The sequence below is a fragment of the Nesterenkonia flava genome, assembly GCF_031432335.1.
In the GTDB taxonomy this organism is placed as follows: domain Bacteria; phylum Actinomycetota; class Actinomycetes; order Actinomycetales; family Micrococcaceae; genus Nesterenkonia; species Nesterenkonia flava.
The window spans coordinates 1-26,378 of record NZ_JAVKGT010000007.1 but is presented as its reverse complement, the minus strand read 5'-3'; the positions used below and the strand labels follow the sequence as shown (position 1 = coordinate 26,378).

At 63.9% G+C, this 26,378-nt stretch carries 21 protein-coding genes and 1 pseudogene; 12 read left to right on the top strand and 10 right to left on the bottom strand.

The window, feature by feature from the left end; genetic code table 11:
* Nucleotides 1-13: 13 nt before the first annotated feature.
* Nucleotides 14-1,333 (bottom strand): annotated as a pseudogene (locus RH857_RS03835) (aldehyde dehydrogenase family protein); the annotation flags it as partial.
* A gap of 183 nt (nucleotides 1,334-1,516) precedes the next feature.
* Here RH857_RS03835 and RH857_RS03830 point away from each other — a divergent pair.
* Nucleotides 1,517-2,035, top strand: coding sequence for a hypothetical protein (locus tag RH857_RS03830; protein WP_310536653.1), 519 nt, complete (start codon nucleotides 1,517-1,519; stop codon nucleotides 2,033-2,035).
* A 63-nt stretch (nucleotides 2,036-2,098) separates the two neighbouring features.
* Complete coding sequence (locus RH857_RS03825) at nucleotides 2,099-2,797, top strand: IMPACT family protein (RefSeq protein WP_310536652.1); 699 nt, start codon at nucleotides 2,099-2,101, stop codon at nucleotides 2,795-2,797.
* On the opposite strand, the gene RH857_RS03820 is transcribed toward RH857_RS03825, so the two are convergent.
* The 5 genes from RH857_RS03820 to RH857_RS03800 all read right to left on the bottom strand — a co-directional run bounded on the left by RH857_RS03820 (nucleotide 2,794) and on the right by RH857_RS03800 (nucleotide 8,228).
* Nucleotides 2,794-4,371, bottom strand: a complete 1,578-nt coding sequence (locus RH857_RS03820) for a DUF6297 family protein (protein ID WP_310536651.1) — start codon at nucleotides 4,369-4,371, stop codon at nucleotides 2,794-2,796. The genes RH857_RS03825 and RH857_RS03820 overlap by 4 nt on opposite strands.
* An 80-nt stretch (nucleotides 4,372-4,451) precedes the next feature.
* Nucleotides 4,452-4,955, bottom strand: a complete 504-nt coding sequence (locus RH857_RS03815; RefSeq protein ID WP_310536650.1) for an ABC transporter ATP-binding protein — start codon at nucleotides 4,953-4,955, stop codon at nucleotides 4,452-4,454.
* On the bottom strand, nucleotides 4,952-5,092 hold the full coding sequence (locus RH857_RS03810) for a hypothetical protein (protein WP_310536649.1): 141 nt from the start codon (nucleotides 5,090-5,092) through the stop codon (nucleotides 4,952-4,954). The genes RH857_RS03815 and RH857_RS03810 overlap by 4 nt, the downstream gene beginning before the upstream one ends.
* Complete coding sequence (locus RH857_RS03805; RefSeq protein ID WP_310536714.1) at nucleotides 5,089-6,033, bottom strand: heme o synthase; 945 nt, start codon at nucleotides 6,031-6,033, stop codon at nucleotides 5,089-5,091. Before RH857_RS03805 ends, RH857_RS03810 begins: the two co-directional genes overlap by 4 nt.
* A gap of 119 nt (nucleotides 6,034-6,152) precedes the next feature.
* Nucleotides 6,153-8,228, bottom strand: coding sequence for a DNA gyrase/topoisomerase IV subunit B (locus RH857_RS03800; RefSeq protein ID WP_310536648.1), 2,076 nt, complete (start codon nucleotides 8,226-8,228; stop codon nucleotides 6,153-6,155).
* A gap of 211 nt (nucleotides 8,229-8,439) precedes the next feature.
* Between RH857_RS03800 and RH857_RS03795 the strand changes: the two genes are divergently transcribed.
* A complete protein-coding gene (locus RH857_RS03795) occupies nucleotides 8,440-8,649 on the top strand; it encodes a DUF7455 domain-containing protein (RefSeq protein WP_310536647.1) in 210 nt (69 codons plus the stop codon).
* Nucleotides 8,650-8,810: 161 nt separating this feature from the next.
* Here the strand turns inward: RH857_RS03795 and RH857_RS03790 are convergent, their stop codons facing one another.
* The 3 genes from RH857_RS03790 to RH857_RS03780 form a co-directional block, all read right to left on the bottom strand.
* Complete coding sequence (locus RH857_RS03790) at nucleotides 8,811-10,145, bottom strand: RNA polymerase sigma factor (protein ID WP_310536646.1); 1,335 nt, start codon at nucleotides 10,143-10,145, stop codon at nucleotides 8,811-8,813.
* 154 nt (nucleotides 10,146-10,299) lie between these two features.
* On the bottom strand, nucleotides 10,300-11,613 hold the full coding sequence (locus RH857_RS03785) for a DUF4192 family protein (RefSeq protein ID WP_310536645.1): 1,314 nt from the start codon (nucleotides 11,611-11,613) through the stop codon (nucleotides 10,300-10,302).
* Nucleotides 11,614-11,685: 72 nt separating this feature from the next.
* The gene (locus tag RH857_RS03780; protein ID WP_310536644.1) at nucleotides 11,686-12,783 is read right to left on the bottom strand and encodes a PAC2 family protein; all 1,098 of its coding nucleotides are present in this window, start codon (nucleotides 12,781-12,783) and stop codon (nucleotides 11,686-11,688) included.
* An 87-nt stretch (nucleotides 12,784-12,870) separates the two neighbouring features.
* Between RH857_RS03780 and RH857_RS03775 the strand changes: the two genes are divergently transcribed.
* The 3 genes from RH857_RS03775 (at nucleotide 12,871) to sucB (ending at nucleotide 17,708) form a co-directional block, all read left to right on the top strand.
* Nucleotides 12,871-14,424, top strand: a complete 1,554-nt coding sequence (locus RH857_RS03775) for a leucyl aminopeptidase (protein WP_310536643.1) — start codon at nucleotides 12,871-12,873, stop codon at nucleotides 14,422-14,424.
* 73 nt (nucleotides 14,425-14,497) lie between these two features.
* Entirely contained in the window at nucleotides 14,498-15,862 is a 1,365-nt protein-coding gene (lpdA, locus tag RH857_RS03770; RefSeq protein ID WP_310536642.1) for a dihydrolipoyl dehydrogenase, read from the top strand.
* 46 nt (nucleotides 15,863-15,908) lie between these two features.
* Nucleotides 15,909-17,708: a 2-oxoglutarate dehydrogenase, E2 component, dihydrolipoamide succinyltransferase gene (gene sucB, locus RH857_RS03765; RefSeq protein WP_310536641.1), complete on the top strand. Its 1,800-nt coding sequence runs from the start codon at nucleotides 15,909-15,911 to the stop codon at nucleotides 17,706-17,708.
* Between the two features lie 16 nt (nucleotides 17,709-17,724).
* Here the strand turns inward: sucB and RH857_RS03760 are convergent, their stop codons facing one another.
* Complete coding sequence (locus tag RH857_RS03760) at nucleotides 17,725-19,080, bottom strand: serine/threonine protein kinase (protein WP_310536640.1); 1,356 nt, start codon at nucleotides 19,078-19,080, stop codon at nucleotides 17,725-17,727.
* Nucleotides 19,081-19,151: 71 nt separating this feature from the next.
* On the opposite strand from RH857_RS03760, the gene lipB reads away from it, so the two are divergent.
* The 6 genes from lipB (at nucleotide 19,152) to ruvX (ending at nucleotide 26,129) form a co-directional block, all read left to right on the top strand.
* Nucleotides 19,152-19,892, top strand: coding sequence for a lipoyl(octanoyl) transferase LipB (lipB, locus tag RH857_RS03755; RefSeq protein ID WP_310536639.1), 741 nt, complete (start codon nucleotides 19,152-19,154; stop codon nucleotides 19,890-19,892).
* Nucleotides 19,893-19,948: 56 nt separating this feature from the next.
* The gene (gene lipA / locus RH857_RS03750) at nucleotides 19,949-20,929 is read left to right on the top strand and encodes a lipoyl synthase (RefSeq protein ID WP_310536638.1); all 981 of its coding nucleotides are present in this window, start codon (nucleotides 19,949-19,951) and stop codon (nucleotides 20,927-20,929) included.
* 202 nt (nucleotides 20,930-21,131) lie between these two features.
* Nucleotides 21,132-21,926, top strand: a complete 795-nt coding sequence (locus RH857_RS03745) for a DUF4191 domain-containing protein (protein WP_310536637.1) — start codon at nucleotides 21,132-21,134, stop codon at nucleotides 21,924-21,926.
* 233 nt (nucleotides 21,927-22,159) lie between these two features.
* Nucleotides 22,160-22,792, top strand: a complete 633-nt coding sequence (rpsD, locus tag RH857_RS03740; RefSeq protein WP_310536636.1) for a 30S ribosomal protein S4 — start codon at nucleotides 22,160-22,162, stop codon at nucleotides 22,790-22,792.
* Nucleotides 22,793-22,909: 117 nt separating this feature from the next.
* Nucleotides 22,910-25,606: an alanine--tRNA ligase gene (alaS, locus tag RH857_RS03735; protein ID WP_310536635.1), complete on the top strand. Its 2,697-nt coding sequence runs from the start codon at nucleotides 22,910-22,912 to the stop codon at nucleotides 25,604-25,606.
* Nucleotides 25,607-25,616: 10 nt separating this feature from the next.
* Nucleotides 25,617-26,129, top strand: a complete 513-nt coding sequence (ruvX, locus tag RH857_RS03730) for a Holliday junction resolvase RuvX (protein WP_310536634.1) — start codon at nucleotides 25,617-25,619, stop codon at nucleotides 26,127-26,129.
* The last annotated feature ends 249 nt before the right edge of the window (nucleotides 26,130-26,378 follow it).

Below are 26,378 nucleotides of genomic sequence, written 5' to 3'. Positions count from 1 at the left end.
CGGGCCACCACTTCTAGAAGAAACCGAGCTTGTCCTCTGAGTAGCTGACAACGAGATTCTTGGTCTGCTGATAATGGGAGAGCATCATCAAGTGGTTCTCTCGTCCAACACCAGACTGCTTGTATCCGCCGAACGCGGCGTGGGCGGGATACTGGTGGTAGCAGTTGATCCAGACTCGTCTGGCCTGGATATCCCTGCCGGCGCGGTAGGCAGTATTCGCATCGCGGGACCACACACCGGCACCCAGACCATAGAGGGTGTCATTGGCAGTGGAGATCGCGTCGTCGTATTCGGAGAACTCTGTCACCGAGACCACCGGACCAAAAATCTCCTCCTGGAAGACCCGCATGGAATTGCTGCCGCGGAAGATCGTGGGTTCTACGTAGAAACCCTCCGCCAAATCCCCGTCCAGTTCCGCGCGGGCGCCGCCGGTCAGCACCTGCGCCCCTTCAGCCTTTCCGATATCGATATAGCTGAGAATCTTCTCCAGCTGGTCGTTGCTCGCCTGTGCGCCGACCATGGTGTCGGTATCCAGCGGATTACCCTGCTTCACAGCCTTAGTGCGCTCGACTGCATCACCGAGGAACTGGTCATAGATACTCGACTGGATCAGCGCACGTGATGGGCAGGTGCACACCTCACCCTGATTCAGGGCGAACATGGTGAAGCCTTCGAGGGCCTTGTCATAGTAGGCGTCGTTCTCCCGGGCGACATCTTCAAAGAAGATACTCGGGCTCTTGCCTCCAAGCTCAAGGGTGACCGGGATGAGGTTCTGCGAGCCGTACTGCATGATGAGTCGCCCCGTGGTGGTCTCGCCAGTAAAGGCGATCTTGCGAATCCTGGGACTCGACGCCAGCGGGGCCCCTGCTTCGGCTCCGAAGCCGTTGACCACATTGACGACTCCGGGAGGAATGATGTCTGCCATCAGTTCCATCAGCAGCAGAATCGCCGCTGGTGTCTGCTCTGCTGGTATGAGCACGACGGCGTTCCCAGCGGCCAATGCCGGGGCCAGCTTCCAGGTCGCCATCAGCAGCGGGAAGTTCCACGGGATGATCTGACCCACCACGCCAAGTGGCTCATGGAAGTGATAGGCCACCGTACTGGCGTCGATCTCGCTGATACCGCCCTCCTGAGCACGAATGACTCCGGCAAAGTAGCGGAAATGGTCAACGGCCAGGGGCAGGTCAGCGGCCAAGGTCTCGCGAACTGGTTTGCCGTTCTCCCAGGTTTCGGCCACTGCAAGGGCATCGAGATTTTCCTCGATGCGATCTGCGATCCGGTTCAACACGACGGATCGCTCTGCTACGGAGGTCTTCCCCCACGCGGGCGCGGCCTGGATCTGACCGGAGATGAGAAGGCGGTGGCCACCCATTCTCTGCCGCTGATTCAGGCGGCTATTTCAGCTGCCGAAGCGGAGTTGAAGGCCTTACCAGCGGTATCCGGATTGCCCCAGCTCATCACCTTGGGGACCTTTCGGCCCCAGCTCGGTGGCGCGGTGGCACGAGAATGCCTGAGTTTGCGGCACGCTGAAATTCTCACCCTGCTTTCCTGGGATATGGCCAGTACTGGGAGAGGGTGCGGCGCCCAGGAGCTTGCCGAACTGGTTTACGGTGAGTCTCGCCATCAGATAGCGATGCGTGCCGAGATGGTCCGACTGCGCAAACAGCTGCGCAGCTCACCTGCAGCTGCAGGCGTAGATGTGGCGTCGAAACCGTATCGCTTGACTTCGGCGATTGATCACGACGCTGCCGCAGTACTGACCGCGCTCACCGCTGGAGATCGCATGGCCGCTCTAGACCTCTACGGCGGCAGCCTATTGCCTGCCTCCGAGGCCCCGGGGATCCTCTCGATTCGTCATCACCTTGCCGCAGCGCTGCGCGAGTCGCTGCTCGCCGATGGGAGTGCCGAAGAGCTCTTCCGCTATCTCCAGCTGCCCGAAGCCATAGAGGACGAGGAAGCCGCATACACGGCACTGCGTGTGATGCCGACTGAGTCTCCACTGAGGGCGGCTCTCGTCGCTCGGATGCAGACCTGAATCATGAATGATCGTGGCTTCTCGGTCCAGATAACGTCAAGGCAGCACCTAGACTCGTAGCTGATGGATTCCCCCTCGACCGCCGCTTCTGCCTACACCGTGCTCGCCAGTGATACTGAGATCATCACCGAGATCGACCGCAAAAAGTCACGCTTCCTGACTGTCATGCGCCGGGCAGAATCCTCAGATCGCGCGCACCAGTTGGTCGATGACCTCCGGCGCACTCACCCAACGGCTCGGCACCACTGCAGTGCCTGGGTCATCGGCGCTGGCCGCCGCATTCAGCGTGCCAACGATGACGGTGAGCCCTCCGGCACAGCAGGCGCTCCCATGCTCGAAGCCCTGGTGAAGGCCAGCATGCCCTCCGGGCGGGAAGACCTCAGCGACGTCGTCGTGGTGGTGGTGCGCTGGTTTGGCGGCACACTGCTGGGGGCTGGAGGGCTGGTCAGTGCTTACTCGGATTCGGTAATCGCCGCCTTGGACAGCGCGGGGGCCTCCGGGGCTTTCCGGCGGCACCAACGCTTACGCCAGTACAGTCTGCTCGCCCCGATTGCTGAAGCAGGACGATGGGAGAACGAACTGCGCAGCACAGGTGTCTCCGCGCTCAATACTGATTATGGCAAGATCCCTGGCAATGCGGCGCTGACTCTTGCGATTCCCGATGAGATGGACCAGGCGAATCAACTGGCGGCTAAGGCCGCCGCCGTCAGCTCTGGTACTGCATCCCTGGAGGAACTCGGCACCGCCTGGGTAGACCTCTAGTACGACGACTCGGGCGGGGCAGTCTGCCTGTGTTGCCAATGCCGCAGAGGACTGGCCGCAAAGAAGCGCTGACCCGTGCGTATCCATCCCCACAGCGCCGTGCCCATAACAATCACCAGCATTGTGAACGCGAGACTCGGCAGCTTCCAGGGAAGCACGATCAGAGCCAGCGTCCCGGCGACGGTGATGATAATTCCATCTCCGATCCACGCCAGGATCTTTACGGCAGAGAGGTCTACTCCTCCTGGGATCGCTGTCGGTGCTAAGAACTCCACCGGGATATCCCGGTTGCGCATGGTTTGGAAGAACCGTGCGGTCAGGGCTAGCAGGCTCACGGCTGCCACGCAGAGGGCGCCGCTGAGAAGCTCACGGTGAAATGCGCCCGCCAGGACCACGCCGATACCACTGAGCAGACCAGTCCCTAGCAGCGGCCAAAGCAGGCGTCGTCCCAGCGCGTCACGGGCGCTCCAGCCGTAAAGGGAAGCGGCATCGAACTCGTTCTTCAACGTGCGCCACCCTTCAGTGAGGCTGCTCGTGCCGAAGAACACCAGAAGTGCACCGGCAAGTCCAGCCGGTACCGTGAGAATCAGCCGGCTCTCATCGAAGCCGTAGCCCACGGCCGTCGCAGCAACGCTCAGAGCTGTGGCACCAACGGGGATGCATACTGCGGCAGCAATCAGAGATGCAGGTGAACGGATAGCGACGTGGACCTCCTGCCGCAGTCCGGAAAGTCCGGGCACGCCAGAGTGCACGGCAGCTCCGGGCCGATGGCGTCGTGGGGGCTGTCGAAACAGCTGTACGGCGTCGTGAACGTTGCCTGTTGAGGTGAAAAGCCTGGCATCAGCCAGTCGACTGCTTTGGCCTATCACCCGCTGTTCAGGCAGTTCACCCAGTGCCGCGGGATGCAGAGCCAGCATGGCCAAAGCAACGCACAAGCTCAGCGCCAGCGGCACAAGCCACCACCACGGTCCCTGTGACCAGAGCAGAGCGAACCACCCCGCCGGATGCAGCATGATGAACAGCTCCTGGCCGAATCCCGCGGCTGCGAGTAGTACTGCAGCGGCGCTGAGCACCGCCATACTCGCTACGGTGACTCGCTGACCCAAGAAAGCCAACAGCGCAAGAATCGCCCCACCCGATAGTGCGGCCGCACACATCAGGAAGAAACGGTCCCAGCCCCATAATCCGGCGGCAGTCAGGGCGAAGAAGCCGACTGCACCGCAGGCTGCCGTCACCGCGGCGACCAAGGCCACTGAGCCAGCCGTTGGGGCGAACAAGATCCGGCGGCGGTCAATGGGTGAACTCAAGAGAGTCTGCGCCAAGAACGGCGGCATATAGGCAGGCCCCTGCACCCGGCCCGCCCACAACGCTGTCATACCGAGGGCAGTACACAAGCTGGCAACCCAGGGGCGAGTATCTGCAGAGCTGATGCGCCGGGCAAACTCCGGGTCCAGATAGTCTCCGATGACATAGGCCACCGGGATCACAAAGAAGCCGGTGACCAATCCAATGAGATACAGAGCAAACCAGCGGTCACCGGCGGTCGGAGTACCCTGTCGGCGTCGGTAGTGCACCTTCGCCGCATGTAGGACTTCCCTACTAGTCGCCCTCCCAGCCGAGTGCACCTGGGCATGGGCCTGGTTCTCGGTCCGGCTCAAGACCGTGCGTCCCGCACCAGATGGATGCCGTGGGTGGTCCGGTCAATGATCTCCTGACGGTGCGTGGCCGTGATGATCAAAGCACCGCGATCCAGATGTTCGTCCAGCACATCTAGTAAAGCCACGACGCGCTCGGCATCTAGGTGACGCTCTGGTTCATCCAACAGCAGCACCTCGAATGGGCGACTGAGTGTCAGCGCGAGGGCAAAGAGCTGCAGCTGCCCGGAAGACAGTTCATAGGGGAACCGGTCCCCCAGATGCGGGATCGTCAGCTGCGCCAGGCACTGCTCAGCGCCGAAGCGGGCCTCGTCGTCGTCATCTCCCCAGGAAAGCCGGACCAGCATCAGCTGCTCGTTCAGCGTCATATCGCGCGCCATCGGCGGAGTGTCAATGAGGGACGCCACCGCGGCACGAAACGCTGGGTCGAACTCGTAGGCGGTGAGGTTACCGATCAGACATTGGCCCGAACTGGGCAGCTGCCTGCCGGCCAGCGTCTTCAACAGGGTGGTTTCCCGGCCCAGTGGGGTCCAGTCAGCGCTATCAGCCCCGGGGCCTGCAGGGTGAAGGAGGTCTCAGGCAGCAGCACCGACTCGCCCGCAGCGACTTCGAGCTTCTCGGCCTGAACCTGCAGGGTCACAGCAGCGGCGAGCCGATAAAGGGATCGAGGAACAGACCGATGAACAGCAGGGTGAGGTACAGGATGGACAGGTGGAAGACCTTCATGGCCTTCTTATCGGTCAGCGTCTCGTTCTGCGCCTTGTTGTACAGGACATGGCACTCCCAGATAAACCAGCCACCTGCTGCCAGTGCCACCGCGGTATACGTGATCCCGGCCCAGCCCAAGGGAATCAGCAGCAGCGAACACATCACGGTGGCCCAGGCGTAGAGCACTACCTGTACGCCCACGGTCTTTGCGCTTGCCACCGCACCAAGCATCGGCACCGAAGCGGTTTGATAGTCCGTGCGGTATTTCATGGACAGTGGCCAGTAATGGGGCGGGGTCCACAGGAAAATAATGACGAACAGCACCAGGGCCGGCCATTCCAGTGTCTCGCGGACCGCAGCCCAAGCGATGACCACCGGGAAGCATCCGGCAATGCCGCCCCAGATGATGTTCTGCTCAGTGCGGCGCTTGAGAATCAGGGTGTAGACGACGACGTAGAAGAACATCGCCGCCGCGCCCAGCGCAGCTGCCAACGGGTTCGCACCGAACCAGAGCACCACCAATGCCGCCACACCCAGCAGGGAGGCGAAAACTAGGGCCTCCCGCGGGGTGAGTTCGCCGGTGACCAGCGGCCTCTTCTTGGTTCGGTTCATCAACTTGTCCATATCGCGATCGATATAGCAGTTGAAAGCACCTGCGGATCCGGCAGCCATGGCGCCGCCGATCAGAGTGGCGATGGTCAGCCAGAAGTTGGGAAAGCCGCGCTCGGCGAAGACCATGGTGGGGAACGTGGTGACCAGCAACAGTTCGATGACACGCGGCTTGGTCAAGGACCAATAGGCTGCCGCTTTACGCCGCCATCCCAGACGCGGACGGGCATCACGGTCAGCGGGCACACGAGAGTGCGTGGTCAGTTCGGTCACCGGTCCAGTGTAGCGGGGATAACGCGTCCGACGACGGCTGGCTCGCCTATCTGCGAAAATATTTCTACAAACGGTAGAAATTGCGCAGTGAGACGATGCCGACCTCGCCCTCAGGCATCGATCATGTCCCGGTCCAATGCCCGGGCTCCTTCGATGATGAAGTCCTTGCGCGGGGCCACCACCGAGCCCATCAGCAGGTCAAAAACTCGCTCCGCCGCCTCAGCATCTTCCACACGAATCCGGCGCAATGACCGATGCTGGGGATCCATGGTGGTCTCCGAGAGCTGGTCAGCGTCCATCTCGCCCAGACCCTTATAGCGCTGGATGGGTTCCATGTACTTCAACCCTTCGGCTTCCAGGGAGCGCAGCAGTTTATTCAGCTCGGCTTCGGAATAGGTGTAGCGCACTTCATTGGCTTTACGTCCCGGGTGGATGACTTCAACTCGATGCAAAGGCGGGACGGCAGCGAAGACACGGCCAGCTTCGATCATTGGACGCATATACCGGAAGAACAGAGTCAGCAGCAGGGTCCGGATATGTGCACCATCAACGTCAGCGTCGGTCATCAGCACAACCTTCCCGTAACGGGCTGCCTCCAGATCAAAACTCCGCCCGGTGCCGGCGCCGATGACCTGAATCAACGCCGCGCATTCGGTATTCGAGAGCATGTCCGAGACCGAGGCCTTCTGAACGTTGAGGATCTTTCCACGGATAGGCAACAGCGCCTGGTAATCCGAAGATCGTGCGAGTTTGGCGGTACCCAGCGCGGAGTCGCCCTCCACAATGAACAGCTCGGAGGACTCGACCTCCTTGGCCCGGCACTCCACCAGTTTCGCTGGCATCGTGGAGTTCTCCAGAGCGCTCTTCCGGCGCTGGGTCTCCTTATGCATGCGCGCAGAAATCCGCGACTTCATTTCAGCCACAACCTTCTCCAGCAGAGCTGTGGCTTCCTGCTTCTCAGCGCGCTTGGACGAGGTCAGGCGGGCTTCGAGCTCCTTAGCAACCACCTTGGAGACAATCTGCCGGGCAGCCGGGGTACCGAGAATCTCCTTGGTCTGGCCCTCGAACTGCGGTTCAGCGATGCGCACGGTGACCACGGCAGTGAGCCCGGCCAGCACATCGTCCTTCTCGAGCTTGTCATTTCCCGCCTTCAGGCGTCGGGCGTGGGCTTCGACGACGTTGCGGAACGTCTTCAGCAGGGCCTGTTCGAAGCCTGCCAGGTGTGTGCCTCCCTTAGGGGTGGCGATGATGTTGACGAAGCTGCGGACCGTCGTGTCGTAGCCGATCCCCCATCGCAGCGCGATGTCAACCTCACAGTCGCGCTGAACGTCTTCCATCTGGCTGCGGCCGTCCTCGCCGATGACGGGGATGCGCTCGGTGAAGCTGCCGTGGCCCTGGATGCGCCAGATGTCAGTCACTGCGGTATCCGGTGAAAGATGCTCGACGAATTCGCTGATACCGCCGTCGTACTGGAAGACCTCTTCAGCCGGCTCAGATCCGCGCTCATCACGGATGGTGATGCGCAGACCGGGCACCAGGAAGGCTGTCTGCCGGGCGCGGTTGGCAAGCTCGGTGTCGTCGAATCGTGCCTCCGGAGTGAAGATGTGGCGGTCGGCCCAGTAGCGGATGCGGGTGCCGGTGACTCCCCGCTTGGCCTTCCCCACAACCTGCAGGGGCGACCCGGCCTCGGCGGCAGTGAAGTCAGTGTCGGGGCCCTTGCCGCTGAATGTCCCCGGCTCTCCGCGGCGGAAGGACAACTGGTGGACCTTCCCCCCGCGGGTCACCTGAGCATCCAGCCGGGCGGACAGCGCGTTGACCACAGAGGCGCCCACACCGTGCAGACCGCCCACCGCGTTGTAGGATCCCCCGCCGAACTTGCCGCCGGCGTGCAGCTTGGTGAACACGACTTCCAGGCCGGAGAGCCCAGTCCTGGGCTCGATGTCCACGGGGATGCCACGGCCGTCGTCGGCGACCTCTACCGAATCGTCAGGGTGCAGGGTGATGTCAATGCGAGAGGCGTAGCCGGCCAGAGCCTCATCCACGGAGTTATCGATGATTTCCCACAGACAGTGCATCAGACCACGGGAGTCGGTGGAACCGATGTACATGCCCGGACGCTTCCGGACGGCCTCGAGTCCCTCCAGCACCGAGAGGTGCCGGGCGTTGTACTCATCGCGCTGAGCCACTCAACCTCCATGTCCTGCACGCTGACGGCGCGCATGATGAAACCACAGTCACCTCCCAGACTAGACGCAGCGGCCCACTGCGGCCTGCTGAACCGCCGGAGGCGGTACGCGGTGAGCGAAAGACGCGCCCGGGTGCGGAATTTCCAGAATTCTTTCAGGGGTCCCGTGGTTGTATGGGGTGCACATCAACGCAATTGAGGAGGCGAAGAGCATGACCGGCATCCCTGGGACCCTCGAAGCACAGACCCCTACCCTGACTGCCCTGGACCGCTGCGACCGCTGCGGTGCCCAGGCCTACGTCCGCGCCGAACTCGCCTCCGGCGGTGCGCTGCTGTTCTGCAACCACCACGCCCGCGAGGTGGAGGCCAAGCTGCGTCCGCAGGCGGCACGCTGGATCGACGAGTCTGATCGCATTCGCTGACAGTGCGGCAGGCGCCGCTGACAGAAGAAGGCCCCCGGATCTCCGGGGGCCTTCTTCTGTGCTGGACGACTTTCTGGGGAGACGCTTTCCCGCCGTCACGAACGAGGGCTGAGGCGAGCCATCGAGAACACGGCGGGAGACGCGCCCGCCGGCGGAAGTGACTAGTCGAGGTAGTCGCGCAGGACCTGACTGCGGGAGGGGTGCCGCAGCTTCGACATGGTCTTGGACTCGATCTGCCTTATACGCTCACGGGTGACACCGTAGACCTTGCCGATCTCGTCCAGGGTCTTGGGCTGGCCATCGGTGAGACCGAAGCGCATGGCGACGACGCCGGCCTCGCGCTCGGCCAGGGTGTCGAGCACGGAGTGCAGCTGCTCCTGGAGCAGCGTGAAGCTGACCGCGTCGGAGGGAACCACGGCTTCGGAGTCCTCAATGAGGTCGCCGAACTCGCTGTCACCGTCTTCACCCAGCGGAGTATGCAGGGAGATGGGCTCCCGTCCGTACTTCTGGACCTCCACGACCTTCTCGGGAGTCATGTCCAGCTCCTGGGCCAGCTCCTCGGGAGTGGGTTCGCGCCCCAGGTCCTGCAGCATCTGACGCTGGACACGGGCCAGCTTATTGATGACCTCCACCATGTGCACCGGGATGCGAATAGTGCGAGCCTGGTCAGCCATGGCACGGGTGATCGCCTGGCGGATCCACCACGTCGCGTAGGTGGAGAACTTAAAGCCCTTGGTGTAGTCGAACTTCTCGACTGCACGGATCAGACCCAGGTTGCCCTCCTGGATCAGGTCCAGGAAGAGCATGCCGCGGCCGGTGTAACGCTTGGCCAGGGAAACCACCAGACGAAGGTTCGCTTCGAGGAGGTGGTTCTTGGCGCGCTTGCCGTCGGCGACGATGAGCTCAAGATCGCGGCGGAGGCGCTTGTCCTTGATGTCCTCGTTGGCGATCTTGTGCTCGGCGAACAGACCCGCCTCGATGCGCAGAGCGAGGTCGACCTCCTGCTCGGCGTTGAGAAGCGCGACCTTGCCGATCTGCTTGAGGTAGTCCTTGACGGGATCAGCGGTGGCGCCGGCGGAGACCACCTGAACGGCGGGTGCGTCATCATCATCAGCATTGGAGATGACGAAACCGCGACCTGAGCTGGATTCCTCCTCGGATTCCTCCTTCGCGGCTTCCACCGCGATGAGGTCCTCAGCGTCCTCGCCGGCGTTCTCTGCCTTGGCGACAGCGCTGGCCAGAGCATCAGTGGGCAGCTGATCCTCTTCGGCATCAGCCTCAGCCAGGATCTCGTCCACCGGGTCAGCGGCCTTCTTCCGGCCTCCGGTCTTCTTGGGCGCAGTCTTGGTGGTCTTCTTGGCCGTGGACTTAGCAGTGGTGCGCGAGGACGACCGGGCGGTCTTCTTAGCCGCGGGCTTGTTATCCGCCTCGGCGGCCTCGGTCTCTGTTTTCGACTTCGACGCAGTAGTGGGCACGGTGACCTTCCGACTTGACACTTGGGGTACGGCGACTGACCTGTGGCCAACACACCTATGACCCTGTCAAGCCCCGGTTCAAAGATGGACTTCTCGCCGGGCTGCAGGGTCTGTGCGTGTGCTAACACTACTGGGCCGGGCGCCATTCCCGAAACGCAGGAACTTTTTCGGTGCGTCATGGTAGCGGCGGTGGCGCGTGCTTTTCTGCCTGTCCTCTGAACCGCGCAGCCCACCAGCTGTAGCTGTGTCTTTTGACCCTGGCCCAGCGTGAGGGGCCGATACTGAAGTACTGCCGCATCAACTGTGCCAGCTCATAGCGGGGATGCGCCTGGCAGCATTCCTCGATCATGCGGGCGGCCCGGCTGCCTTGTCCCTTGGCCCAAGCTATCCAGGCGAGCATCGTGGTGACCGCGGCCTGCTCCTCTCCCTGGGCATAGGGCGCCATCGCTCCCAGGATCCGATGAAGGGCTTCGATCCGCTGCCAGTTTGGCGCGTGCTCTGTGAGACCCATGCTTGCCTCATTGCACTGAGCGAAGGCCCGCAGATGCTCCTCGGTGTGCCTGTTCAGATGAAGATAGCCCAACTGGACAGTCTCGAAGCCCAAAGCTGCAAGGGGCACGATGGCATCCCGCAGGCGCAGCCACCGAAGACTCTGCAGAAGCCGCGCCAGCCGATCTGGCTGCAGCATCCATCGCGCCGAGTGAGCACGAGCCGACTCCGCCAGTGCCGCCTCCCAGAGAGCCGCTGCCCGGTGCAGCTGGGCCAGCACCTCCCGGTCCATGCCCTGCTCCGAGAAGTGGGGCAGGGGAGGAAGATCGTACCGGCTCGCCTCCAGCTCTGCTTCACTGGGCCCGAGGTGTTCAGCAGTGACCAGCTCCTCGAGGGCCTCATCCACCAGACCGGCACCGCCGCAGCATGCCTCGGTCGAGTCCTGAGCTGCGAAGGGGCTTTCCCGCAGGGCCTTCTCGATCGCCCAGGAGGGGCCCACACGCAGTGTCCAGTCTCCGTTCCAAGCGTCCTCTCGCTCATCGACCTGGAACGGTTCTAGGAGGATGCGTCTGACGGCAGTAGCCTCTGCCCACCACGCTGAGACCACAGGGACTCCGTGGTACTCCTCGAACGCACCTATCAGCAAGGCGGCGTAGGCCGCCGCGGCGGCGTCCTGGCTGAAGACAGCCAGCATGATCGCTTCGGGACGAGGGTCCGCGCCCGATCCGGCGAACCATTCGGCGACCCGCTCAGCGTGGGCCGTCGCGGTCACACTGTCTGCCGGCCCCTCCTGCACCTCGGACAAGCACGGCAGGTCCGCCCGCAGGTGGCCGCTCGTTGTGCCGTCGACTATGCCGATCGCCACCACGGAGTCCGCCGGCAGCGTTCCAAAGGCAGTACGCACCAGGATCAGCACATCACCAGGGTGCTCGGCGCGGACGCTCGGGGGTGCCGGTTCACGTGATGGTTGGGGACGCCCGGGGGCAGCATCTGAGGTCATGCCCCCAGCATCGAGGAGACCACCGCCTCAACTGAGGCTCTTGAGGTCGCCAGTCAGGAAGGCAGCGCGTCGCTACCGTGTCCTCTCGTCTGGGGAAAAGTCGTCGTCCTCCCGGCCTTCGTCGTCCGCCTCGGTGCCGAAGTCCTCCGCAGTGAAGAAATCCTGCGGAAAGTTCTCCGGGGAGGTCCGGTCCGGCGTCTCTGGGCTGAGCTGAGCCTCCTCGTCCTGAGACCTCAAAAACGCCTCGACGGCTGCGCCCAGCTCCTCGGCGTCGGGGATCTCCTCGTCCTGGTTAACCAGCAGAGACCGCGAGGCAGGCTTGGCGTACTCGTCGTAGTTGCTTTCGAGTCGCTGGATGAGGCCGCTGATCTCTGGGCTCTGACTCACCTGTCGGGAGATGTCCATATCGACCATCCGCGCAGCCTCGCGCAGCTCGTCGGTGGGCAGCATCAGCTCCATCGCAGCGCCGGTGTACTCCAAGGCAGCCACCGCAACCTGGGGGTACTTGCCGCCGGCCAGATAGTGCGGAACATGCAAGGTGTAGCCGACAACGTCCCGGCCAGCCTCATCCAGACGGAGCTCCAGCATCTGCGCGAGCCCCGCCTCGATCTGGGCGGCTGGCGACCAGGTGGAGATGCCCTCGGTGAGGTCCTGCCGGTTACCGTGCGCCGTGACACCCAGCGGCCGCGTATGCGGAGTCGGCAGGCCCAAGGCGTCTACGAGCACGACCAGCTTCACATCCAGACGCTCCACGAGCTCTAGGATCGTGCCCGAGACCCGCTCCCACTGGAAGTCCGGCTCGTCACCGGTGAGCAGAAGAAAAGGGCGATCCATGGCATCACGCACTTCGTAGAGGTCGAGCCTGGGGCCCTGCAGATCCGAGAACCGATTATCGGAGAAGGTGACGCGAGGGCGCCGCGACCGGTAGTCGAAGAGCTCATCGACGTCGAAGCTGGCAATCTGCCGGTGCGGAAGCGTGCCCAGCAGAGCGTCGGCCAGCTGCTCGCTCAGCGTGCCGGCATCGGTATGCCCGGACCATGAGACCAGCATGGTCATGTCCCGCTCCGCCTCAGCATGAGGCTGGTGCAGCACCAGATCAGTGCTCTGGCCGGGCTCGTCTGCGGACTCCGGGTCCGCGTGAACACGAAGCAGATCGAAGGGGTCATTCATGCCAGAGCACAACAGCGGCCTGTGTCCTGACATTCCCGTCCTCCACCTACTGACACGGGGCGGGACCTTATGGATAGGATCAATTCCGTGATCAACGACTTTAAGCCCACAGTGTCCGCTGTCTCCTCCGCCGTCGAGAAGGTCAATGCCGATGCGCTCGTGCTCGGCGTCGCCAAGGGCCCTGAGGGCCCTATCCTGCTGCCGAACCCGCTGGCCGACAAGGCTGCCAGGGGTGTGGCCGACTCCCTGAAGGCGCTGGGTGCCTCGGGAGCCGCTGATCAGCTGCTGCGTCTGCCCGGTGTCGACGGCTTCAAGTCCGAGACGCTGGTGCTCATCGGCGTTGGCCCTCTGACCGGGGAGCCCGACGGCGGCGTCTCCTGGGAGGCTCTGCGCCGTGCGGCCGGCTCCGCGGTACGCCAGCTCTCCGCAGCCTCCTCCGTCGCGCTGGCCCTGCCGGCTGCCACGCTTGAGCAGGTGTCCGCCATTGCCGAGGGCGCCGCACTGGGGGCCTACAGCTTCCCACACTTCAAAGGCAGCGAAGAGGCACGCGCTAAGACTCCGGTCCGCGAGATCGCTGTGCTCACCGAGCTGAAGGAGAAGCACACCAAACCGGCGGTTGAGCGAGCCTCGGTCATCGCCTCGGCGGTGCGCGCCACCCGAGACCTGGTCAACACTCCTCCCAGCCACCTGTACCCCGAGTCCTTCGCCGACATCGTCAAGGATCAGGCCAAGGCCGCAAAGGTCAAGGTCAAGGTCTGGGACGAAGATCAGCTGAAGAAGGAAGGCTTCGGCGGCCTTCTAGGTGTCGGGGGCGGGTCCTCCCGCGGCCCGCGCCTGGTCCGCGTCGAGCACTCCCCCGCCAAGCCCATCGCGCACGTGGCTCTGGTGGGCAAGGGCATCACCTTCGACTCCGGCGGACTGTCACTGAAGCCAGCATCCGCTATGACCACGATGAAGCTCGATATGGCTGGAGCGGCCACAGTCGCCGCCGTCGTCAAGGCAGCGGCAGAGCTGAACCTCCCTATTAAGGTCACCGGCTGGCTCTGCCTGGCCGAGAACATGCCCTCCTCCACCGCTCAGCGACCGGAGGACGTCATCACCATCTACGGTGGCAAGACCGTTGAGGTCCTCAACACCGACGCTGAAGGCCGCCTGGTCCTCGCCGACGGCATCGTGGCCGCCAGCGAGGAGCACCCCGACGCCATCATCGACGTGGCCACCCTCACCGGGGCGCAGATGATCGCTCTGGGCACCCGAACCGTGGGCGTCATGGGTCAGGAGGACCTCCGGGAAGACCTCGTCGAGGCGTCCGAGGACGCCGGAGAGTCCCACTGGGGCATGCCAATCCCCGAGGAGGCCCGCAGCAGCTTTGACTCCGAGGTCGCGGACCTGACCAACCTGGGTGACCGCTTCGGCGGCATGCTCAATGCTGCAGCATTCCTGCGCGAGTTCGTCGGTGAGCGCCCCGATGCCGACCCCAAGGCCCTGGATCCAGAGTCCAAGCGCATCCCCTGGGCCCACATGGACATTGCCGGTCCGGCATTCAACGAGAAAGCCCCCTACGGCTATACCCCCAAGGGCGGAACCGGTGTGAGCGTTCGCACTCTCATCACCTACCTGGAGGGGCTGCGTCGGGCATAGTTACGCCCCTGAAGCGCTGATAGGCTGACCAGCAGAAACGACTTCACACGTACCACCCAAGGAGCTATTGATCGTGGCCGAAGAATTCGACGTCCTTGTCCTCGGCGGAGGCAGCGCAGGATACGCCGCCGCACTCCGCTCAGTGCAGCACGGCTTCACCGTGGGACTGATCGAAAAGTCCAAGCTCGGCGGCACCTGCCTGCACACCGGCTGCATTCCGACCAAGGCGTACCTCCACGCGGCAGAACTGGCTGACGAGGCCCGCGAATCTGAGAAGTACGGCGTTAACGTCGACTTCAAGGGCGTCGACGTGGCCAAGGTCCGTGAGTACAAGGACGGGATCGTCGCCGGTAAGTACAAGGGCCTCTCCGGCCTGCTGAAGATGCGCAAGGTCCAGGTCATCGAAGGTGAGGGCAAGCTCGTCTCGGAGAACGAGATCGAGGTCGAGGGTACCCGCTACAAGGGCAAGAACATCGTGCTTGCCACCGGTTCCACCTCCCGCACCATGGGCCTGTCGATCTCTGACAAGATCATCACCTCTACCGAGGCCCTGGAACTGGACTACGCCCCCAAGTCCGCCATCGTGCTGGGCGGTGGCGTCATCGGCTGTGAGTTCGCCTCCGCGTGGACCTCATACGGCACCGACGTCACTATCATCGAGGGCGCACCGAGCCTCGTTCCCAACGAGGACCCGGACATCGTCAAGCAGCTGGAGAAGACCTTCAAGTCCCGCGGCATCACGTTCAACACCGGAACCTTCTTCAAGGATGTAGAGGAGACCGCCGACGGCGTCAAGGTCACCCTGGAGGATGGCAAGACATTTGAAGCAGACATTTGCCTCGTGGCTGTCGGCCGTGGACCCGTGACCGAGGGCTTCGGCTTCGAGGAGCAGGGCGTAACACTGGATCGCGGCTTCGTGATCACCGATGAGCGGCTGCACACCGGGGTCGGCAACATCTATGCCATCGGCGACATCGTCCCCGGACTGCAGCTCGCCCACCGCGGTTACCAGCAGGGCATCTTCGTCGCCGAAGAGATCGCAGGCAACAACCCGATGATCGTCGAGGACATCAACATTCCCAAGGTGACCTTCTGCGAGCCTGAGATCATGTCCGTGGGCTACACCCAGCCCAAGGCCGAGGAGAAGTTCGGCAAGGACAACATCGAGGTGACCAAGTACAACCTGGCCGGCAACGGCAAGTCCTCCATCCTCGGCACCGGCGGCATCATCAAGATGGTCGGCGTCAAGGGCGGTCCCATCGTGGGCGTCCACGGCATCGGCACCCGCATCGGCGAGCAGATCGGTGAGGCCCAGCTGATCGTCAACTGGGAGGCCTACCCCGAGGACGTGGCCAGCCTGGTCCACGCCCACCCCACCCAGAACGAAGCCCTCGGAGAGGCCGCGATGGCCCTCTTCGGCCACCCCCTCCACGGCTGATACACGGCTGAGCCCGCTGAAAGATTACGAGTAGGAGTCGGACATCATGTCTGAGACTGTCAACCTTCCCGCACTCGGTGAATCCGTCACCGAAGGCACTGTCACCCGCTGGCTCGTCGAGGTCGGAGAGGAGGTCGAGGTCGACCAGCCCATCGTGGAGGTTTCCACCGATAAGGTCGACACCGAAGTACCCTCCCCCGTGGCGGGCACCATTGAAGAGCTGCTCGTCGGCGAGGACGAGACCGTCGAGGTCGGCGCCCCGCTGGTCAAGATCGGCGACGGATCCGGCGCATCCTCCTCCGAGGCCTCGGGATCGTCCGATGCCGAGGCCCAGGAAGAGGCCGCCACCGAGGCTGAGACGCCTGAGGAAACTCAGGAGGCCGCAGAAGAGGAGGCTCCCACCCCTGCCGCCGGTGAGTCCGGCGGGGCCGAGGCGACCCCTGAGGAGGTCAGCCCCGCTGAGGACACCGAAGGCGGTTCGGCAGGCGACGCCGAGGAGGTCAAGCTCCCGGCACTGGGTGAGTCCGTCACCGAGGGTACTGTGACCCGATGGCTCGTGGAAGTCGGCGACGAGGTCGAGGTCGACCAGCCCCTCTTGGAGGTCTCCACCGACAAGGTCGACACCGAGGTCCCCTCTCCCGTGGCCGGTACGGTCCAGGAGCTTAAGGTTGGTGAGGACGAGACCGTCGAGGTCGGCGCAGTGCTGGCACTCATCGGATCGGGCGCTCCGGCCGCCAAGTCTGCGGAGCCGACGGAGGAGGCCGAAGAGGCTCCTGCCGAAGAGCCCACTAAGGACGAGCCCGAGGCTGCGGCTCCGGCCCAGGACGAGCCGGCCTCCGAGCCCGCCCCGCAGGAGCGTGTGGAGAAGAAGAGCGAGTCGCCGGCGGCCTCCAGCTCCGACGCCAACGCCGACTCCTCCGCGGAGGGCTATGTCACGCCGCTGGTGCGCCGTCTGGCTAAGAAGGAAGGCATCGACCTCGCCGAAGTCAAGGGCACCGGTGTCGGCGGTCGCATCCGTAAGCAGGACGTACTCGACGCCGTCGAAGCCAAGAAGGGCTCTGCTCAGGAGGCCCCCGCTGCATCTTCTGCGAAGCCGGCACCGCAGGTGGAGGTCGACACCACCAAACGCGGCACCACGGAGAAGGCCCCGCGCATTCGCCAGGTCATTGCCCAGCGTATGATCGAGTCCTTGGACACCTCCGCACAGCTCACTCAGGTGCACGAGGTGGACATGACCCGCATTGTGAACCTCCGCAACAAGGCCAAGGACCAGTTCAAGAAGGACAATGGAGTCAACCTGACCTACCTGTCCTTCATCGCCGTGGCCACCACCGAGGCCCTGAAGCAGCATCCGGTGCTCAACGCGCAGTACGACGAGAAGAATCAGCAGGTCACCTACCACGACGCCGAGCACCTGTCCTTCGCCGTGGACACCGAGAAGGGCCTGATGGTTCCCGTCATCGCCGACGCCGGAGATCTGAGCCTGGCCGGAATGGCCAAGAAGATCTCGGATGTGGCTGAGCGGACTCGCAGCAACAAGATCGGTCCTGAGGAACTTTCCGGAGGAACGTTCACCATCACGAACCTGGGATCGTTCGGTGCTCTGTTCGACACGCCGATCATCAACCAGCCGCAGGTGGCCATCCTCGGCCCGGGTGCCATCGTCAAACGCCCGATGGTCGTGACCGATGCCGACGGCAATGACACCATCGGTATCCGCCACATGATGTACCTGTCGCTCACCTACGATCACCGCTTGGTCGACGGCGCCGACGCCGGACGTTTCCTGCAGACGCTGAAGGCGCGGCTGGAGGACGGTAACTTCGAGGCTCAGCTGGGTCTGTAACCGCCGAGTTCCGATCTCACCGGACGTCGACAGAATAGAGAAGCCAGGAGGTCCCTTCGCGCACCAGCGTGAGGCGGACCTCCTGGCTTTCTTGCGTGCCCGTCACCAGGCTGTCCGCTGTCACGACGGCGGCGATCTGCTGCCGCTCCCCTCTGAGAGTTTCCGCCTCCAGCGGATGCATCCTCACAGGAGCGCCGTCGTAACGTAGGCCCGCAGCGGCCATCTCACCCATCAGGTCCCGATCCGCCTCGTAGACAGGAGAGCCGACCACGGCGTAGTCCGAAATCCTCTCAGCGTCAGAAGCCTGCAGCGCTGCCGTGCGCTTGGCAGCCACCCGCTGCAGGACCCTCTCTGCCGACACCGCCCCGTCAGCGCTGCGGACCATGACCTCTGCCACCTCAGTGGCAGGAGGAACGGGATCCTCGTCGTCCCGTGAGACACTCACGCCCGCCATCAGGAGCCCGGCGGCCAGCACCAGCCCTGAGGCCGTGATCGTCAGTGCGGTCCTGCTCCAGGCTCTACCTCCGCTGCGGCGCTCGGCGGGCAGCCGCGTCGGCACCTCTGCCAAAACCGTGCCATCTGAGTACTGTTCCATTCCCAGTGCCGAGGCCGGGGCGCAGCGATAGAGATCCGCAGCGAACTCCGCGGCGCTGGGGCGCACCTGGTCAGACTCCGCCAGGGCGTCCTCCACCAGTGTGGCTGCCGCTTCCGGCAGGTCCGGACGCTGCGCGAGGAGCGGAGCACGTGTGGCTTCTCCCTCCGGCACCTCGCCAGTCAGGGTCTCCCAGAGCACCGCTCCGAGACCTCGCACGTCGTCTGAGGGGTCAGCTGTGCGAGCTGCCATACCCAGCAGATGCGCGTCTCCCAGATCGCCAAGGGCAGGGCGCCCCTCGGGGGAGAAAAGAATATTCGCGGCACTCACGTCGCCATGGGCTGCGCCCTGCGCGTGGAGGTGTTCCAGCGCCGCAGCAACCGGCACCAGCACAGTAATGGCCTCGCCTATCGACAGCGGGCCGTTGTGCTGCAGAATCCGCGCGAGTGAACCCGCCGGGTATGCATCCAGCAGAAGACCCCTCCCCTGCGAGGTCTCTACACACGCCCATGCGCGCACAAGATGCGGGTGGTGCAGCGAACGCATCGCCTCCAGCTCCTCCTCTACCGAATGCACCGAGACCGGACTGCGCGGCGCCGCGAGGGGCACCTTCAGCGCCAGATCTGAGGCCTGTCGCTGCAGCCCGGCGCCACCGCCATCCCCACCAGAGCGCCGCACCAGCCAGACAGCACAGCGACCACCTACTCCGAGAAGGCGCTCCACAGAGTAGCCCTCGACGACCGGTGGCGCCGGAATGTGGTGATTCTCATACCCGTTCATAGTCCCAGAATGCCGCGGAACCTCGAATCCTGCAGACGTTATCCACAACCAACAGGGACTAGGCTGGGGGCATGACTTTGGAATTCCGCACTCTCGGCTTCGATCCGGAGCTGGTGGACTACACCGAGGCCTTCCAGTTGCAGCAGCGGCTTCACGATGACGTGATGGAAGACCCTTCCCGCTCCACTGTCCTTCTCCTGGAGCATGCCGACGTCTACACCGCAGGAAAACGCACCGAACCCCACGAGCGCCCGCAGGACGGCACACCGGTGGTGGACGTTGACCGTGGCGGCAAGATCACCTGGCACGGTCGTGGACAGCTGGTGGGCTACCCCATCCTGCACCTTGAGCACCGCACTCTAGTCAAGAAATACGTGTGCACGCTTGAGGACGTCATCATGAAGGTGCTCAAGGAGGACTACGGCATCGAGTCCACCCGAGTTGAGGGCCGCACCGGCGTGTGGATCCTCGGGGATCCCGCCGCAGGTCGTCCCGATCGCAAGATCGCCGCCATCGGCATCCGGGTTCATCGCGCCGTGACTACTCACGGTTTCGCCCTGAACTGCTCGAACGAGCAGACGCCGTTCGAAAACATCATTCCCTGCGGTATCACCGATGCCGACACCACCAGCATCACCCGTGAGATCGGCCGCACGGTGACGCCCGCTGAGGTTGCTCCTCGCATCGAGCAGGAATTGCGGACAGCACTTCCGCCGTTGATCCTCAAAGACCCTGCTGAGGCCCACGGTGACACCACCACACTCGTCACCGATTGCTCAGTTTCGACGCAGAAGAAAGAGGTGCCCGCGTGAGCGGCTGTGGAGTCACCAGTGCCCAAAGCACCAACGTAGCCCCCGAAGGACGGCGCATGCTGCGGGTCGAGGCCCGCAACTCCCAGGTGCCCGTGGAGCGCAAGCCGGAGTGGATGCGCACCAAGGTCAAGATGGGCCCGGAGTTCGCTGAGATGAAGAAGCGAGTCGGCTCCAAGGGTCTGCATACCGTCTGTGAGGAGGCAGGCTGTCCCAACATTTTCGAATGCTGGGAGGACCGCGAGGCCACGTTCCTCATCGGCGGTTCAGCCTGTACCCGCCGCTGCGACTTCTGCGAGATCGACACCGGGCGACCCGCGGCCCTGGACGAGGCAGAGCCGCTTCAGGTTGCCCAGTCCGTCAAGGAGATGAACCTGCGCTACGCCACGGTCACCGGTGTGGCCCGCGATGATCTGCCTGACGAAGGTGTGTGGCTCTATGCGGAGACGATTCGCAAGATCCACGAACTCAACCCAGGCACCGGTGTGGAGATCCTCATCCCGGACTTTTCCGGCAAGGAAGAGAACATCGCCGGCATCTGCGAGGCACAGCCAGAGGTCTTCGCCCACAACGTGGAGACGGTACCGCGCATCTTCCGCCGGATCCGGCCCGCGTTCCGCTACGAACGTTCCCTCGACGTGCTGACCCAGGGCCGGCGCCATGGCATGATCACCAAGTCCAACCTCATCCTGGGCATGGGCGAGACGCGGGAGGAGATCTCCGAAGCCCTGCAGGATCTGCACGACGCCGGGTGTGACCTGATCACTATCACCCAGTACCTCCGGCCTACCCCGCGGCACCTCCCTGTTGATCGTTGGGTCAAGCCCCAGGAGTTCATGGAGATCTCCCAGGAGGCAGAGGAGATCGGGTTCCTCGGGGTCATGTCCGGCCCCCTGGTGCGGTCCTCGTACCGAGCCGGTTCCCTGTGGGCCAAAGCCATGCAGAAGAAGGGACGGACGATCCCTCCCGAGCTGGCGCACATCGAGCCTTCGGGCCAGACCAAGCAGGAGGCGGCTACGCTCGTCGCTGCCGGCTTCTGAGTTAGTCCCGCTGGTGCGCGCCTGCCGCACCAGCTCTCGGCGAGCTCGCACTCGCCTTCACGCCTGAAGCGTTAGTCCCGCTGGTGGGTGCCTGCCGCGCCAGCTCTCGGCGAGCTCGCACTCGCCTTCACGCCTGTGGCGTGAGGGTTGCAGACGAGGAAGCGGGGCGCACCACAGGGCGCTCGGGTAGGATGGGGCCACTATGGCAGCGAAGTCCTCCACCCCCCAGGTTACGTCCAAAGAGCAGGCGAAAGCCGAGCTGAAGAAGCTGCGCGCGCAGCAAAAGATCGACAAGAAGGAACGCAAAGCCCGCCGTAAGGCCAAGGGCGGCGACGGTCTGTTCTCGCGCATCAAGCAGGTCTTCAACATGACCCGCCAGCACGACCCCAATATCGGGTGGTGGATGGCGCTGGCCGCCCTGGTGACCTTCACCGTTATTTTTGTGCTCGTCACCCTGTGGCTGAACTGGATTATCGCGCTGTTCATCGCGCTTCCCTTCTCCCTGCTTGCCGCGATGATCATCATGAATCGTCGTGCTGAGAAAGCGGCATTCGCACGGATTGAAGGCCGGCCCGGCGCCGCTGCCGCAGCGCTGGGTACGCTGCGCCGCGGTTGGGTCGTCACCGAGGAGCCGGTGGCCATGGATCCCAAGACCCAGAACGCCATCTTCCGCGTGGTGGGCAAACCGGGCCTTGTACTCGTCACCGAGGGTGTTTCCGCCAACTCCAAGCTGGTGCAGAAGACCCGCAAGCGCTTCAGTCCCATTCTTCGGGACTCCGGGGTTCCGGTGCATATTGTGGAAACCGGTCGCGGCGAGGGACAGGTTCCGCTGCCCAAGCTCACCAAGCACATCAAGAAGCTGGACAAGAAGCTCAATAAGCACGAGGTGCACGAGGTTGAACGTCGTCTCTCCGCACTTCCCATCAGCCGTCCCCCGATTCCCAAGGGCGTAGATCCCTACCGGGTGCGCCCTGACCGTAAGGCCCTGCGCGGCTGATTGCGCCGGACTGCCTTTTTACTTTTCGCACGCTTTTGTCCCCGGTGCCCTTCGTCCCGTAGACTGGACTGCTGTCTGGCAGGCGCGGACCTCGTTCCGGCGTCGTAGTCACCGAGCAATCGGCAGCTCGGGCTCTCCACCGATGGTTGTCACCGGAGGCCAGGATGCTGTTCATCGTCTTTGTGCCGTGAACGGCTGATCAACAATTGCCGACCGACAAGAAAGGCACACCCATGCCCACCACCCCCCTGCGCGGTCGTCGCACCGTGAAGGCCAGCCGCGCCCTTGGTGTTGCGCTGACCCCCAAGGCCCAGAAATACCTGGACCGCCGTCCCTACGGCCCCGGTCAGCACGGCCGTACCCGTCGTAAGACCGATTCCGACTACGCAGTGCGTCTGCGCGAGAAGCAGCGTCTTCGCGCCCAGTACGGCATCCGCGAGGCTCAGATGACTCGTTACTACGAGGAAGCCAAGCGCATGTCGGAGGGCCTGACCGGTGAGAACCTCATCGAGCTGCTTGAGTCCCGCCTGGACGCCCTGGTGCTGCGTGCCGGCTTTGCCCGCACCATCGCTCAGGCTCGTCAGTTCGTGGTTCACCGCCACATCCTGGTCAACGGCAAGCGCGTGGATCGCCCGTCCTTCCGCGTGAAGCCCGGCCAGATGATCCACGTCCACGAGCGCTCCGAGAAGTTTGAGCCCTTCCAGGTGGCCGCCGCCGGCGCTCACCAGGACGTGCTCCCGGCCGTTCCCGGCTACCTCAACGTGGAGATCGACAAGCTGCAGGCCACGCTGGTGCGTAAGCCCAAGCGTGAAGAGGTCCCGGTGACCTGCGAAGAGCAGCTCGTGGTCGAGTACTACGCACGCTGATCTTCTTCAGCTGCATCCTCGAAGAACCCGTCGGCGCCCTGTGGGCCCGGCGGGTTCTTTGTTTCCCGTAAGATTGAGCGCGCGTATCCACCACCAGCAGGAGGACAGAAGCACTCCATGAAATCCCAGGACATCACCGCCACCTGGTACGACTACTTCGCCGCCAAGGGGCACACCAAGGTGCCCTCAGCGTCCTTGGTCTCCCCGGACCCCTCACTGCTGTTCACCGTGGCGGGCATGGTGCCGTTCATCCCTTACTTCCTGGGACTGGAGACGCCCCCGTATTCGCGAGCCGTCTCCGTGCAGAAGTGCATTCGCACCGCGGACATTGAAGAGGTCGGCAAGACCGCACGCCACGGTACGTTCTTCCAGATGTGCGGGAACTTCTCCTTCGGGGATTACTTCAAGGAGACGGCCATTCCGATGGCCTGGGAGCTGCTCACGACCCCGGTGGAGGGAAATCCCGAGACCGGCTTGCGCGGCTACGGGCTGGACCCGGAGCGCCTGTGGGTGACCGTCTACGAGGATGACGATGAGGCCTATGCCATCTGGCGCGACCAGGTGGGCGTACCGGAGGAGCGCATTCAGCGCTTCGGACCCGAGGACAACTACTGGAACACAGGCCAGCCTGGACCGGGCGGCCCCTGCTCCGAGATTTACTACGACCGTGGTCCGGCCTACGGCGCCGAGGGCGGACCCGCCGCCGACGAAACCCGCTACGTGGAGATCTGGAACCTGGTCTTCATGCAATACCGGCTGTCCGCCGTGCATTCCAAATCTGAGTTTGAGGTGGCCGGTCCCCTCCAGAACAAGAACATCGATACCGGCTTGGGCCTGGAGCGCCTGGCGATGATTCTGCAGGGCGTCGAGAACATGTATGAGACGGACCAGGTCCGTCCCGTGCTCGACCGTGCAGCCCAGTTGGCAGGTGTCACCTACACCTCCACGGAGGACCCGGCCGACCCCAAGCACTCCACCGACGTGCGGCTGCGCATGATCGCCGATCATGTCCGCAGCGCCCTGATGCTCATCTCAGACGGGGTGCGACCCTCGAACGAAGGCGGAGGCTTCATCCTTCGCCGTCTCATCCGCCGCGTCATCCTGGCCATGCGTCTACTCGGCGTGGAGAAGCCGGTCTTCGGTGAACTGATCGAGGTCTCCAAAAACGCCATGCAGGGCGTCTACCCAGAAGTTGCGGAGAAGTTCGAGACCATCCAACGCGTTGCCGTGAAGGAGGAGCAAGCCTTCCTCCGTACCATTTCGGCCGGAACGGAGCGTCTCCAGACCGCCGTCACCCGCGCCAAGTCCTCGGGGTCCGCCCTCTCGGGTGAGGATGCCTTCGCGCTGCACGACACCTACGGCTTCCCTCTGGATCTGACCCTGGAGATGGCCGAGGAGGCGGGAGTCTCCGTCGACCAGGAGAAGTTCCGGGAGCTCATGACGGAGCAGCGTGAGCGCGCCCGCGCCGACGCCAAGGGCAAGAAGTCCGGTCACGCCGACACCGAGGTTTACCAGGAGCTCTACGCCGGTCGCCCCACCCACTTCACGGGATACACCGAACACACCACGGAGTCCCGTATTCGTGGCCTCGTGGTCGCTGGTGAGGCGCGCGATCGCGCGGCCGAGGGCGAAGAAGTCGAGATCGTCCTTGACGCCACTCCCTTCTACGCTGAGGCCGGTGGTCAGGCGGCCGATACGGGACGCATCACGGGCGACGGTTTCGAGCTCGAAGTCACGGACGTCCAGTCCCCCATTAAGGGACTGTCAGTGCACCGGGCACGCGTCCTCTCAGGTGAGGTACCGGCCGGAGCGCAGGCACTGGGGCAGATCGATGTGCGGCGCCGGCTGGACGCACAGAAGGCCCACTCGGCCACTCATATCCTCCACGCGGCCCTGCACGATGTGCTGGGCCCCGAAGCGGTCCAGGCAGGATCGTTCAACAAGGAGGGGTACCTGCGCTTCGACTTCACGCACGACGACGCCCTCTCCCCCGCTGCGCGCCAGGAGCTCGAGGAGATCTCGAATCTGGCGATCCGTGACAACTACGCCGTTGAGACCAAGCTGATGTCACTGGACGAGGCCCAGGCGCTCGGCGCCATGATGCTCTTCGGCGAGAAGTACGGCGACGAAGTCCGCGTAGTGGAGATGAACGGAGAGTGGTCACGGGAGCTGTGTGGCGGCACCCACGTAGGCTCAACCGCTGAGATCGGTACCATGGCGCTCCTGTCGGAAGCCTCTGTCGGTTCCGGTAACCGCCGTGTGGAGGCTCTCGTCGGCTTCGACGCCTTCAAGCACTTCGCCGCCGAGCGCACCCTGGTCAATCAGCTCACTGAGATGCTGAAAGTCCCTGCGGACCAGGTGCCCGATCGGATCTCGGCGACCTTGGCCAAGCTCAAAGAGACCGAGCGTGAACTCGAGCGGCTGCGAACGGAGCAGCTGAAAGCACAGGCCGGCTCGCTGGTAGAGCAGGCCGTCGACGCGGACGGCATCTCCGTACTGGCCCACCATGCAGGTTCCGCCGATGGCAATGAGCTGCGTCAGCTGGTGATGGACCTTCGCGGACGATTTGGCACGCGCGGTGCGGTGGTGGCCCTCGCGGCAGAGTCTAAGGGGCGGCCGGTCGTGGTCATCGGTACCACCGATGAAGCGCGCCAGCAGGGCATCTCTGCAGGTGATCTCGTCAAGACCGCCTGCGGTGTACTGGGCGGCGGAGGCGGCGGTAAGCCGGATCTCGCCCAGGGCGGTGGGCAGGATGCGTCCAAGATCTCCGAGGCCCTGGACGCCGTCGTCGCTGCCGTGCGCAGCCGGGACTGAGGTCGAAAGGATGACTGATGCACCCGTCCCCGTTGGGGGTGCTCGCGCCGGGGTGCGCCTAGGTGTAGATGTCGGCGAGGCCAGGGTAGGGCTGGCCGCCTCCGATCCTGATGCCCTCCTGGCGACCCCGGTCATGACTCTGCGCCGTGACCATACCCGCAACTCCGATCTGAAGATGCTCACGCGTATTGTACGCGACCGTGGGGCTCGGGCGGTGTACGTAGGACTGCCACTGTCCCTGTCCGGTGAAGAGACCCTCTCAACCCAGAAGGCACGCAGCTATGCGCAGGCACTGGCAGACGCACTACATGATGCCGAACTGCGCTGCGAGGTCCGGCTGGTCGACGAGCGACTGTCCACCGTCTCCGCCGCTGAGAAGATGCGCGCATCCGGTGTCCGATCCAAGGAGCAGCGGGACCGCATCGACCAGGCCGCCGCGGTAGAGATCCTCACCCAAGCCCTGGAGATGCGCAGTTCACTGGGCACGGATCCGGGTACGCCCGTCACGACGACCGCTGGCTGACGCCGCACCGCGTTCTCCACAACCGACCGGGGGCCTCTTGTCGAGGCAGGCAGTGCGATGGATGCTGATCGCTATGACAGGCATCTACCGCCCTCCTTCACCCTTCAGCGCCTCCGAGCTTCAGAGCCTCGCCCACGCGGGTGTGCTCTCCTGGGTGCTCGGTGACGTCTATGCCGAAGTGAGTCTGCCGCAGGGTGGCACGTAGCGGGAGTTGGAAGCGGTGGTCTGCGTAGTTGTAAGCGACATTCC